This window comes from Mycolicibacterium sichuanense, from assembly GCF_033741125.1.
Classification (GTDB): Bacteria; Actinomycetota; Actinomycetes; order Mycobacteriales; family Mycobacteriaceae; genus Mycobacterium.
Window position 1 is genome coordinate 152815 of the sequence record NZ_JAWQPU010000003.1, and the last position, 12078, is coordinate 164892.

9 protein-coding genes are annotated in these 12078 nt (G+C 67.3%); 7 read left to right on the plus strand and 2 right to left on the minus strand.

All coding sequences use genetic code 11. The features are described from left to right. The first annotated feature begins 75 nt into the window (after positions 1-75). The 3 genes from SBI80_RS11165 to SBI80_RS11175 all read left to right on the plus strand — a co-directional run bounded on the left by SBI80_RS11165 (position 76) and on the right by SBI80_RS11175 (position 3703). On the plus strand, positions 76-984 hold the full coding sequence (locus tag SBI80_RS11165) for an LLM class F420-dependent oxidoreductase (protein ID WP_318974580.1): 909 nt from the start codon (positions 76-78) through the stop codon (positions 982-984). Between the two features lie 83 nt (positions 985-1067). Then, a complete protein-coding gene (locus SBI80_RS11170) occupies positions 1068-1694 on the plus strand; it encodes an ATP-binding cassette domain-containing protein (RefSeq protein ID WP_318975218.1) in 627 nt (208 codons plus the stop codon). Between the two features lie 2 nt (positions 1695-1696). Further along, a complete protein-coding gene (locus SBI80_RS11175) occupies positions 1697-3703 on the plus strand; it encodes a YhgE/Pip family protein (protein ID WP_318975219.1) in 2007 nt (668 codons plus the stop codon). Here the strand turns inward: SBI80_RS11175 and SBI80_RS11180 are convergent, their stop codons facing one another. Then, positions 3704-4873, minus strand: coding sequence for a pyridoxal phosphate-dependent aminotransferase (locus tag SBI80_RS11180; protein ID WP_318974582.1), 1170 nt, complete (start codon positions 4871-4873; stop codon positions 3704-3706). Positions 4874-4928: 55 nt separating this feature from the next. On the opposite strand from SBI80_RS11180, the gene SBI80_RS11185 reads away from it, so the two are divergent. From SBI80_RS11185 to SBI80_RS11195, 3 genes are all read left to right on the plus strand, one after another. After that, entirely contained in the window at positions 4929-6032 is a 1104-nt protein-coding gene (locus SBI80_RS11185; RefSeq protein WP_318974584.1) for an oxidoreductase, read from the plus strand. 210 nt (positions 6033-6242) lie between these two features. Then, positions 6243-7454 carry an acetyl-CoA C-acetyltransferase gene (locus SBI80_RS11190; protein WP_318974585.1) on the plus strand — a complete coding sequence of 404 codons (1212 nt, stop codon included), beginning with the start codon at positions 6243-6245 and terminating at the stop codon, positions 7452-7454. Between the two features lie 11 nt (positions 7455-7465). After that, positions 7466-9613 carry a 3-hydroxyacyl-CoA dehydrogenase NAD-binding domain-containing protein gene (locus tag SBI80_RS11195; protein ID WP_318974587.1) on the plus strand — a complete coding sequence of 716 codons (2148 nt, stop codon included), beginning with the start codon at positions 7466-7468 and terminating at the stop codon, positions 9611-9613. A 93-nt stretch (positions 9614-9706) separates the two neighbouring features. Here the strand turns inward: SBI80_RS11195 and SBI80_RS11200 are convergent, their stop codons facing one another. Then, on the minus strand, positions 9707-10438 hold the full coding sequence (locus SBI80_RS11200; RefSeq protein ID WP_318974589.1) for a GAF and ANTAR domain-containing protein: 732 nt from the start codon (positions 10436-10438) through the stop codon (positions 9707-9709). 163 nt (positions 10439-10601) lie between these two features. Here SBI80_RS11200 and SBI80_RS11205 point away from each other — a divergent pair, with 163 nt between their 5' ends. Further along, complete coding sequence (locus SBI80_RS11205; RefSeq protein WP_318974591.1) at positions 10602-11591, plus strand: LLM class F420-dependent oxidoreductase; 990 nt, start codon at positions 10602-10604, stop codon at positions 11589-11591. Positions 11592-12078: the final 487 nt, after the last annotated feature.

Genomic DNA, 12078 nt, shown 5'->3' on the forward strand with positions numbered 1-12078 from the left:
ATGGGCACGGCACCGCAATATGCGCACGCCGAGCGAAAGGGAATGCCCAACCAGTCGGGGCCGGTTGTGCCGGTCATGTCCACTGGAGTAGTCCTCAATCCCCGCGCGTCCGCCACCAACGTCGTCGACGACGTCATCGCCCAGGCCCGCCGGGCCGCCGAGATCGGCGTCCGCCAAATCTGGCTGGCCCAGCGTTTCGACTACGACGCCATCTCCCTGGCCGGCCTGATCGGCGCCGCCGTCCCCGGCCTGGGAGTCGGCACGTTCGTCGTCCCGATCAACCCGCGGCATCCGCTCGTCGTCGCGGGCCAGGCGCAGACCGCCCAAGCGGCCGCGCACGGCCATTTCAGCCTGGGCCTGGGGCTCGGCTCCCACGGTCCAGAGGAGCAGGCGTTCGGGAAGAAGTGGCCAAACCCGGTGGGCCGGCTGCGCGAACACCTCGAGGTGCTGAGGTCGATCTTCGACACCGGCGCCGTCGACTTTCGCGGCGAGGAGTTCACCGCGAACCCCGAATGGCCGGTCGCGGTCCCCGGCGGCACGCCCGTCCCGGTGTACGTCGCGGCCATGGGTCCCAAGGCGCTGCGGGTCACCGGTGAGCTGGCCGACGGCACGCTGCCCTATCTAGCGGGCCCGCGCACGCTGTCGGACTTCATCGTGCCCACCATCACCGCGGCCGCGACCGGACGGCCTGCGCCGAAGGTCATCGCGGCGGTACCCGTGGTGGTGTCCGACGATTCCGAGGCGGCGAGAAACCTTGCCACCGAGGAACTCACGTTCTACGAGACCATTCCGTCGTATGCGAAGGTGATCGAGCGCGAGGGGGTCGAGCATGCCGGTGACATCGCCGCGGTGGGACCGGCCCAGGACGTGCGCGCGCAGCTGCGCCGGTACGTCGACGCGGGTGCCACCGACCTGGTGCTGAGCTCCCTTCGCTCGGACTCCACTGATCCCGAACGCCTTTGGGAAGTCGCCGCGTCGATCTGAGCGTCACGTGCTTGGATGACACGGTGGTCGAGCCGGACAGCGTCGAAGAGCAGCCGCCCGCGATCGTGGCCAAGGCCATTACGATGCGCGGCCCATGGGGTCCGGTGTACGGCCCTCTCGACCTGCAGATCCCGCGTGGCGGTCTGACCGTGCTGCAGGCGTCCCCAGGGTCCGGGAGGACCGCGCTGCTGATGACGCTTGCCGGCCGGATGAAGCCGATGAGCGGCACCCTCGACGTCCTCGGCGAAACCGACGTTCGGACCATCTTCGCCCGCAGCGCGCTGGCCGGAGTGCAGCAACTCGACGCCGTCTTCGAGTCGGTCACCGTCGGGGACCTGGTCACCGAGAAGATGCGGTGGGACGCGCCGTGGTACCGCCTGGTGCGACGGGCCGACGCCGCTGATCTGACCCGCGTGTGTGGCCCGGTGTTCGGTGCGCTGCCCCTGCCCGAATTGAGCGCTTACGTCGACGAACTCGGCGAGCTGCAAGCGCTGCTACTGCGCATCGCGCTGGCCAACACGGACCCGCCGCCACTGTTGGTGGTCGGCAGTCTCGACCAGGTGGCGCAGGACGCGCCCCGCGCCGAGTTGGTGCGCCGCCTCGTCGAGCTCGGGCACCGTCAGACAGTCGTCACCGCTTGTGCCAACCCCGTCCCCGACGGCCTCGGCGTCGGCCTCCAATTGCCGGTGAACCAGAAGAGCGAGGTGTGACGATGCTTGCCGGGTTGTCGCTGGGAACCGATCTCAAGCGCTATTCGCGCGGCACCATGCCGCGGGTGGCGCTGCTCACCATCATCCTGTTGCCCCTGCTATACGGCGCGATGTACCTGTGGGCGTTCTGGAATCCGTTCGCGGCCGTCGACAAGGTGCCGGTCGCGCTGGTCAACGCCGACCGCGGTGCGGTGGTCCAGGGGCAGCAGGTGCGCGCCGGCGACGAGGTGGCGCGGGCGTTGCTCCAATCGGGGCAGCTCGACTTGCACGAGATGTCGGCAGACAGTGCCGCCAAGGCCGTCGCCGACGGTACGTACTACTTCTCGATCACCCTGCCAGAGGACTTCAGCGAGGCCATTGCATCGGCGGCGACGCCCGACCCGCACCAGGCGCAGCTGCAGTTCGACTTCGACGACGCGAACAACTACCTCGCCTCGGTGATCGGGCAGAACGCCTCGCGAGAGATCCTCAACCAGGTGAGCGCCCGAGTCGGCGAGCAGGTGGTCGGCAAGGTGCTGATAGGTCTCACCGATTCGGGCCAGGGCATCAAGCGGGCAGCCACCGGAGCCGACCAACTGTCGGCCGGATTGACGAGCGCCAACGATGGAGCCCACCAACTGGCAAGTGGGGCAGACACTCTCGCTGGCGGATTGGTCACCGCGCGCAATGGCTCGGCCGCCCTCGCGGCGGGCGCGCACCAGTTGTCGACGGGCATCGGCCAGGCCACCACGCCCCTGATCGACACCCTGGACAGGGTGCAGCGGCTCGGCCTGAACCCCGACGACGTCGCCGCGCTGGCCGCGCAGATCAGCGGCGGTGTGGCTACGGCCACCGATCGCATCGCCGCGCTGAACGTGAACCACGAGTTGGCGGCCGGGATCGTCGACCAGGTGATCGGCGGCTTGCAGGCCAACCCGGACCCGTCGGCGCGCGGCCTCGGCGAGGTGCTGAGCGGAGCGCAGCGATTGCTAAACTCCCATGGTGTCGACCCGACGACGGACGACGGCTTGCTGCGGCTTCGCGACGGAGCCCAGCGACTGCAGAACGAGTTCGGTGACCCGCGCAGCCAGACGCGCCAGCTGCTCACCCAGACCTTGAACGGCCAGCTGAAGGCGGACGTGATCAAGCTGCGTGACGGTGCCGCTCAGTTGGATTCCGGCGCAACCAAACTCGATGCCGGGCTGGTGAAGCTGGCCGACGGCGGTCGTCAGCTGGCCGGTGGTGCCGATCAGCTCGCGGCGGGCACCCAGAAATTGAGCGACGGGTCCAAGCAACTGGCGACCGGGCTCGACGAGGGCGCTGCGCAGGTTCCCAGCTGGAGCGACCAGCAGCGCGATGCCGTGGCGCGGACCGTGGCGAGCCCGGTGGGCGTGCAGCAGCACGTGGCCAACGAGGCGCCCACCTTCGGCACCGGTTTCGCGCCGTTCTTCCTTCCGCTAGCCCTGTTCATCGGCACCTTGATCATCTGGATGTTGTTGACGCCGTTGCAGGCCCGGCCCATCGTCGGCGGGCTGGGAGCGCTGCGCGTGGTGCTGGCGTCCTACTGGCCGGCGCTGGTCGTGGTGGCCTGCCAGGTGGCGATCATGTACGCCGTCGTGCACTTCGGAGTGGGCCTGCACGCGAAGTACACGGCCGGCACCATCGCATTCCTGTTCCTGGTAGCCGCGACGTTCCTAGCGATGATCCAGGCGTTCAACGCGGTGTTCGGCGTCGCGGTCGGCCGGGTCGTCACCCTGGCATTCCTGATGTTTCAGCTGGTGTCCTCCGGCGGCATCTACCCAGTGGAGACCACCGCCAAGCCGTTCCAGATCATTCATCCGTTCGATCCAATGACGTATGCGGTCAACGGTTTGCGCGAGCTGACGGTGGGCGGCGTGGAAACCAGGCTGTGGGTGGCGATCGTCGTGCTCGTCGGTGTGCTGGCGGCGTCGCTGACGGCCAGCGCACTGGCCGCACGACGAAACCGGCAGTACACCATCGAGCGACTGCACCCGCCGATCGAGGTGTGATCAGGCCTTGAGCACCTGCAGTCTGGTGATGGCCTCTTCCATGGTGTCGTCGCGCTTGCAGAAGGCGAAGCGCACCAGGTGATTCCACTGACCGATGTGGGCCGAGTCCGGATCGCAGAAGGCCGACATCGGGATGGCGGCAACGCCGGCGCGCTCGGGTAGTTCCGCGCAGAACGTGGTGCTGTCGGTGTAGCCAAGCGGACGAGGATCGGCGCACAGGAAGTACGTTCCGAAGCTGTCGAGGACGTCGAAACCGATGTCGGTCAATGCGCCGGATAGTCGGTTGCGCTTGGCCTGGAACGATTCTCGCAGTGCGGCCACCCACGCATCCTCGGTGTCGAGCGCCTCGGCGACGGCGGGCTGGAAGGGTGCGCCACCGACGTAGGTCAGGAACTGCTTGGCCGCGCGCACCCCGGCAATCAGGTCGGCGGGTCCGCACGCCCAGCCGATCTTCCAGCCGGTGACGTTGAACATCTTCGCCGCACTGGAGATGGTGATGGTGCGCTCGGCCATCCCGGGGTAGGACGCCAGTGGCAGGTGCCGACGCCCGTCGAACGTCAGCGCCTCGTACACCTCGTCGGTGATCACCAGCAGGTCATGGCGAACGGCGAGCGCGGCGATCGCGGCCAGTTCTGCGTCGCTCGCCACCATGCCCGTCGGGTTGTGGGGCGTGTTCACGATTAGGGCGCGGGTACGCGGCGTGATGGCGTCGCGCAGCGCATCCACGTCGATGGTGAAGCCCCGGCCGTCGGGAACCATCGGCACTGCCACGCGGTGGCACCCCGCCATCGCGATCACGGGGGAGTAGGAGTCGTAGAAGGGCTCGACGAGCAACACCTCCGAACCCGGCTCGACGAGGCCGATGACCGACGCCGCAATCGCCTCGGTGGCACCGACGGTCACCAGGACCTCGGTGTCGGGGTCGTAGGTGACGCCGAATCGGCGCTGACGCTGCGCGGCGATCGCCTGCCGCAGCGGCGCGATGCCCGGTCCCGGTGGGTACTGGTTGACGCCGTCGGCGACGGCGTTCTCCGCGGTCTTCAACATCGCCGCCGGACCGTCCTCGTCGGGGAAGCCCTGGCCGAGATTCACCGCGCCGATTCGCGCGGCCAGCGCCGACATCTCGGCGAAGATCGTGACCGCGTAGGGCCGCAGGCGTGAGACCGTCATGACCGTCGAGCCTATCGCCGGGAATGAACCGGCCCCTCGCGGCGCTGACCGCGGCATGACCTTCACGCTCGCGGCCGATGCAGCTCTCCTCCAATCCGTTCGGATCGGTGACACCGTCGCCGGGAACCGGCTGTTCATGGCGCCGCTGACGCGGTCGCGAGCCCAGGCCGATGGCACCCCGTCCGACTTGGCCGCGCAGTACTACGCCCAGCGTGCTGCAGCAGGTCTCATCATCACCGAGGCCACCTCGGTCTCGGCCACCGCCGGCGGGGCCTACCTGAACACCCCCGGTGTCCACACCGACGCCCACGAGCGCAAGTGGGCCGAGGTCGCCGCCGCGGTACACGCCGAGAACGGCCGCATCTTCATGCAGCTGTGGCACGTCGGCCGGATGGGTCACCCCGACATCAGCGGCACCCAATCGGTCGCGCCCTCGGCGATCGCCGCCAACCTCACCACGCACACCCCGACGGGCAAGAAGCCGCTGCCCACGCCGCGGGCGCTCGAGGTCGAGGAACTGCCCGGCATCGTCGAGCAGTTCCGCTCCGCGGCGCGACGGGCGGTGGACGCGGGCTCCGACGGTGTGGAGATCCACGCCGCGAACGGCTATCTGCTACACCAGTTTCAGAGCGACGTCGTCAACCAGCGGACCGACGCGTACGGCGGTTCGCCGGAGAACCGGGCCCGGCTGACGGCCGAGGTCGTCGAGGCCGTCGTCGCCGAGGTGGGTGCGGGTCGGGTCGGAGTGCGGATCTCTCCAGGGAACACCGCGGGTGACATCAGCGAGATCGACGTCGTCGGCACCTACGAGGCCCTGCTGGAGCGGATCGCGCCGTTGGACATCGCCTACCTGCACGTGCTGATGGACCCCACGAACGAGCACTTCGGCACCATCCGCGCGCTATGGGCGGGGACGTTCGTGCTCAACACCGGGCGCGAGATCGACACCGACTTCTGCCAGTTGGAGAGCTTCACCTCGATGGGTGCGATCAGCGCCGCGGCCGTGGGACGCGCATATCTGGCCAACCCCGATCTGATCGACCGTCTGCTGCTGGGCGCCGAGCTCAACGAGCCGGACGTCGCCACCTTCTACGCGCCGGGGGCCGCCGGCTACGTCGACTACCCGACGCTGGCCGAGCTGGAGCGCGAATCCGTCTGACCGACGATCCCGCCGAACGCGACGTGGCTGCGAGGAATCCTCCGATTCCCGCAGCCACGTCGCGTTCGCCGTTTGGATCGCTGAGCAGCCCCAACCAAGCGGTTGGGCGAGGCTGATAGGCTCGCTGACGCGGGGATCGACCTCCACGCCGGCATTTCGCCTGTGCGGACGGATCCTCACCAACACATCAACGAGGACCTGGAGTCAAACATGTCCGAAGAAGCCTTCATCTACGAGGCCATTCGCACCCCTCGCGGCAAGCAGCGCGGCGGCGCCCTCAATGAGGTCAAGCCCGTGAACCTGGTGGTCGGCCTCATCGACGAGCTGCGCAGCCGTCATCCCGACCTGGACGAGAACCTGATCAGCGACCTGATCCTCGGCGTGGTCTCGCCCGTCGGCGATCAGGGCGGCGACATCGCCCGCACCGCCGGCCTGGTGGCCAAGCTGCCCGAGACCACCGGCGGCTTCCAGCTCAACCGCTTCTGCGCCTCCGGCCTGGAGGCCGTCAACACCGCCGCGCAGAAGGTGCGGTCCGGCTGGGACGACCTGGTGCTCGCCGGTGGCGTCGAGTCGATGAGCCGCGTGCCGATGGGCTCCGACGGCGGCGCCTGGGCGCTGGACCCGGAGACCAACTACCGCGTGGGCTTCGTGCCGCAGGGCATCGGCGCCGACCTGATCGCCACCATCGAGGGCTTCTCCCGTGAGGACGTCGACGCCTACGCCGTGCGTTCGCAGGAGCGTGCCGCGGCTGCGTGGTCGGGCGGCTACTTCGCCAAGTCCGTCGTGCCGGTCAAGGATCAGAACGGTCTGGTCATCCTCGATCACGACGAGCACATGCGCCCCGGTACCACCCTGGAGAGCCTCGGCAAGCTGAAGCCGGCGTTCGAGGGTCTCGGCGCGATGGGCGGATTCGACGACGTGGCGCTGCAGAAGTACCACTTCGTCGAGAAGATCGACCACGTCCACACCGGCGGTAACAGCTCCGGCATCGTGGACGGCGCCGCGCTGGTGCTCGTCGGCTCCGAGAGTGCGGGCGTCTCGCAGGGCCTGACCCCGCGGGCTCGCATCGTGGCCACCGCGACCAGTGGTTCGGATCCGGTCATCATGCTGACCGGCCCGACGCCGGCCACCCGCAAGGTGCTCGACCGCGCCGGCCTCACGGTCGACGACATCGATCTGTTCGAGCTGAACGAAGCCTTCGCCTCGGTGGTGCTGAAGTTCCAGAAGGATCTGAACATCCCCGACGAGAAGCTCAACGTCAACGGTGGCGCCATCGCGATGGGCCACCCGCTGGGCGCCACCGGCGCCATGATCACCGGAACCATGGTCGACGAGCTGGAGCGGCGCAACGCGCGACGCGCCCTGATCACGCTCTGCATCGGCGGCGGCATGGGCGTGGCCACCATCATCGAGCGAGTGTAGGAGCAAAGACCATGGCCGAGAACACCATTCAGTGGGACAAGGATTCCGACGGCATCGTCACCCTCACCCTCGACGACCCCACCGGGTCGGCGAACGTGATGAACGAGCACTACAAGCAGTCGATGCACGACGCGGTCGAACGCCTCGTCGCGGAGAAGGACTCGATCACCGGCGTCGTCATCGCCAGCGCGAAGAAGACCTTCTTCGCCGGCGGTGACCTCAAGGGCATGATCAAGATCGGTCCGGAGAACGCCGGTGAGGCATTCGCCGAGGTCGAGGACATCAAGCGTGACCTGCGCGCGCTGGAGACGCTGGGCAAGCCGGTCGTCGCCGCGATCAACGGCGCCGCGCTCGGTGGCGGTCTGGAGATCGCGCTGGCGTGTCACCACCGCATCGCCGCCGACGTCAAGGGCGTGCAGATCGGGCTGCCCGAGGTCACCCTCGGCCTGCTGCCCGGCGGTGGCGGCGTCGCCCGCACGGTGCGCATGTTCGGCATCCAGAAGGCCTTCATGGAGGTGCTGAGCCAGGGCACCCGCTTCAAGCCCGGCAAGGCGAAGGAGATCGGTCTGGTCGACGATCTGGTCGGCTCCGTCGAGGAGCTGATCCCGGCAGCCAAGGCGTGGATCAAGGCCAACCCCGAGGCCCACACGCAGCCCTGGGATGCCAAGGGCTACAAGATGCCCGGTGGCACCCCGTCGTCCCCGGGCCTGGCGGGCATCCTGCCGTCGTTCCCTGCGCTGCTGAAGAAGCAGCTCAAGGGTGCGCCGATGCCCGCGCCGCGGGCCATCCTGGACGCGGCCGTCGAGGGCGCCCAGGTCGACTTCGACACCGCGACCCGAATCGAGAGCCGCTACTTCACCTCGCTGGTCACCGGTCAGGTCGCCAAGAACATGATCCAGGCGTTCTTCCTGGATCTGCAGTCGATCAACTCGGGCGGATCGCGCCCCGACGGCATCGGCAAGACCCCGATCACCAAGATCGGCGTGCTCGGCGCGGGCATGATGGGTGCGGGCATCGCCTACGTCTCGGCCAAGGCCGGGTTCGACGTCGTACTCAAGGACGTCAGCATCGAAGCGGCCGAGAAGGGCAAGGCCTACTCGGAGAAGCTCGAGGCCAAGGCGCTCGAGCGGGGTCGCACCACCCAGGAGAAGAGTGACGCGCTACTGGCTCGGATCACGCCGTCGGCCGACCCGAACGACTTCGCCGGCGTCGACTTCGTCATCGAGGCCGTCTTCGAGTCGGTCGAGTTGAAGCACAAGGTGTTCCAGGAGATCGAGGACATCGTCGAGCCCAACGCCCTGCTGGGATCGAACACCTCGACGCTGCCGATCACCGAACTGGCCACCGGCGTCAAGCGCCAGGACGACTTCATCGGCATCCACTTCTTCTCTCCGGTCGACAAGATGCCGCTGGTGGAGATCATCCGTGGCGAGAAGACCTCTGACGAGGCGTTGGCCCGGGTGTTCGACTACACGCTGGCCATCGGTAAGACCCCGATCGTCGTCAACGACAGCCGCGGTTTCTTCACCAGCCGCGTCATCGGCACGTTCATCAACGAGGCTCTGGCGATGCTGGGCGAGGGTGTGGCACCGGCCAGCATCGAGCAGGCCGGTTCGCAGGCGGGCTACCCGGCGCCGCCGCTGCAGCTGTCCGACGAACTCAACCTCGAGCTGATGCACAAGATCGCGGTGGCTTCGCGCAAGGGCGTCGAGGATGCCGGTGGCACCTACGAGGCGCACCCGGCCGAGGCGGTCGTGGAGAAGATGATCGAGATCGGTCGTCCGTCGCGCTTGAAGGGTGCCGGTTTCTACGAGTACGTCGACGGCAAGCGAACCGGCCTGTGGTCGGGCCTGTCGGAGACCTTCAACTCGGGTACCGCCGAGATTCCGTTGCAGGACATGATCGACCGGATGCTGTTCGCCGAGGCACTGGAGACCCAGAAGTGCTTCGACGAGGGTGTGCTCAAGACCACCGCCGACGCCAACATCGGCTCGATCATGGGCATCGGCTTCCCGCCGTGGACCGGTGGCTCGGCGCAGTACATCGTCGGCTACGAGGGACCGGCCGGCGTTGGCAAGGAGGCCTTCGTGGCCCGGGCCAAGGAGCTGGCCGCCAAGTACGGCGAGCGATTCAACCCGCCGGCGTCGCTGACCAGCTAAACCCGACGTGAAGGAATCCCTCGGAGCCGCAATGGCTTCGGGGGATTCTGCGGTTTGCGAGAACCAGTCGAGCCAGAGTCGATCGGGGTGAACTCAGCGTCGCGCAACGGGCCGCAGGATGTCGATGGTGTCGGCGCCGTCGACCACGCTGCGGGCAAGTTCGGCGAGCCGGCGATTCGTTCGGCGGGCGTGGGCGCGCAGCAGGTTGAAGGCACGGTCCATGTCGAGGTTGCCTCGTTCGGACAGCACGCCCTTGGCCTGCTCGATGATCAGCCGGGTGTTCAGCGCCGTCTGCAATTGCTGGTTGACCACCTCGGAGCGGGACAGGATGCGTTGGTGCAGAATGCCGATCGTCGCGACGTCGGCCAGGGCCTGGCCGACCGCTAGGTCCGAGTCCGCCAGTGAACCCTTCTCCGCCAGGAAGAGGTTCAGCGCGCCGACCCGCTCCGTCCGCAACCGAAGCGGCAGGGCGCTCACCGCACGGTAGCCGTACTCGGCCGCCCGCTGACTGAAGGCGGGCCACTGCGCCGCCCTGGAGTCGAGGTCGTCGACCAGGACCGCTGACCCGGTGCGGTACGCATCGAGGCACGGCCCCACGTCGGCCTCCACCTGCAGCAGCTCGAGAAGCCGCGACTGTTCACTGCTGGAGGCGAACACGTGCAGTGTGCCGCTCGCGTCGCCAAGCAGGATGCCCGCAGCGGAGATGGGCAACAACGCCATCGCGTCGTCGATCAGCTGCTGCGCCAACTCGATGACGTCATAGTCCGCCACCAGTGTGTCCGCCAAGCCGACGAATGCGTTGGCCAGCCGTTCGTAGCGATCCATCACGTGACCCTTCCGCGAGAATCGTCGCACGGAGGGGCCGGGAACGTCGGGCACTTGGAGTCCAAGGTGTCGGGCGCCCGCCCCGTATCGGCTGGCGTGCCTCGTCGACTGCGGATACGTGGACCACCGACGTCGGAGGTGCCCCTCGCCTAGAGTCGAGAGCATGCGCTTTGGGCTGTTCATTCCGCAAGGCTGGCGACTCGATCTGGTGGACATTCCCACCGCGAGCCATTGGGGGGTGATGCGGGATCTGGCCGCCCACGCCGAGGCCGGGCCGTGGGACTCGCTTTGGGTGTATGACCACTTCCACACGGTCCCGGTGCCGACCGACGAGGCCACCCACGAGGCGTGGACGCTGATGTCGGCCTACGCCGCGACGACGTCGCGGATCAAGCTGGGTCAGATGTGCACGGCCATGAGTTACCGCAATCCGGTCTACCTGGCCAAGGTGGCGGCCACCGTCGACGCCATCTCCAGTGGGCGGGTCCAGATGGGAATCGGTGGCGGTTGGTACGAACACGAGTGGTTGGCCTACGGATACGGCTTCCCGTCGGCGGGAGTGCGGCTGGCCCGGTTGGATGAAGGCGTGCAGATCATGCGCGACGCATGGCGCGACGGCAGGGTGAGCTTCCAGGGCAAGCACTATCAGGTCGACGACGCGATCGTCGCGCCGAAACCGTTGCAGCAGGGCGGTATTCCGCTGTGGATCGCGGGGGGAGGCGAGAAGGTAACCCTGAAGATCGCCGCCAAGTATGCGCAGTACACCAACTTCACCTCCGAGCCCGAGGGCTTTGCCCACAAATCCAAGGTGCTCGAGGGACACTGCGCCGACGTCGGCACCGACTACGGAGCCATCACCAGGTCGGCGAACTTCAACGCGGTCGTCGCGTCCACCGAGGCCGAGGTGTCCGAGCGCGTCGAGCGAATTCGCGCACGGCTGATCGCCAAGGCGAACCCGGATTCGGTAGAAGCCATGCTCGCCAATGCCACGTCGCCGGATTCGGCGACCGGCACGCCGGAGCAGATCATCGAGCGACTGAGCCGGATGCGCGACCTCGGGTGTGAATACGCGATCCTGTACTTCCCCGAGGCTGCCTACGATCGCTCGGGCATCGAGTTGTTCGAGCAAGAAGTCATTCCCGCGTTCCAGTAGATCTGCGTCAGCAAAGCGCCGTTGCTGCGTGGCTGGTGGTCTCGGCGGCGGCGTTTCGTGTCGAGTCGTCGTGACCTTCGACGGGTGTTCGCCATTCGGTCTCAATGTTGCCAATTCGTGGTGAATCGAGCCGCGAGGGTGCGCGTCGACCGTTTGAGTCGCAAACCTCCGTGCAGTGGACTCGGGGGTCGGGAACAGCAGTTGCCACCAAAACTCGATCAATAACTGAATCATTTTGCACCGCGACGGGTGACGCGCGCATTTCGTCGGTTTCGGACACCAATTTGCAGTCGCGTAAGTTAACTGAACGCGGGTGGCGAGGCGTATTCAGCAGGAAAGTTGACGCGAGCGTAAGGTCGCTGCGTTTGCATACTAGTTGCATATGCAAACATCCCGCGATAGGTGCTGGTGAAAACTGGTTTCCATGAGGTTAATTCGCTTACGCTCGCGAAAGTGGGCGGCGACGAGCCTCGCTTAGCAACCACAT

Bases quoted from the DNA above. Each gene is read 5' to 3' on its own strand.
- SBI80_RS11195 (WP_318974587.1), top strand. From the start codon at position 7,466: ATGGCCGAGAACACCATTCAGTGGGACAAGGATTCCGACGGCATCGTC.
- SBI80_RS11200 (WP_318974589.1), bottom strand. From the start codon at position 10,438: ATGGATCGCTACGAACGGCTGGCCAACGCATTCGTCGGCTTGGCGGAC.
- SBI80_RS11205 (WP_318974591.1), top strand. From the start codon at position 10,602: ATGCGCTTTGGGCTGTTCATTCCGCAAGGCTGGCGACTCGATCTGGTG.
- SBI80_RS11170 (WP_318975218.1), top strand. From the start codon at position 1,068: ATGCGCGGCCCATGGGGTCCGGTGTACGGCCCTCTCGACCTGCAGATC.
- SBI80_RS11165 (WP_318974580.1), top strand. From the start codon at position 76: ATGTCCACTGGAGTAGTCCTCAATCCCCGCGCGTCCGCCACCAACGTC.
- SBI80_RS11180 (WP_318974582.1), bottom strand. From the start codon at position 4,873: ATGACGGTCTCACGCCTGCGGCCCTACGCGGTCACGATCTTCGCCGAG.
- SBI80_RS11175 (WP_318975219.1), top strand. From the start codon at position 1,697: ATGCTTGCCGGGTTGTCGCTGGGAACCGATCTCAAGCGCTATTCGCGC.
- SBI80_RS11185 (WP_318974584.1), top strand. From the start codon at position 4,929: ATGACCTTCACGCTCGCGGCCGATGCAGCTCTCCTCCAATCCGTTCGG.
- SBI80_RS11190 (WP_318974585.1), top strand. From the start codon at position 6,243: ATGTCCGAAGAAGCCTTCATCTACGAGGCCATTCGCACCCCTCGCGGC.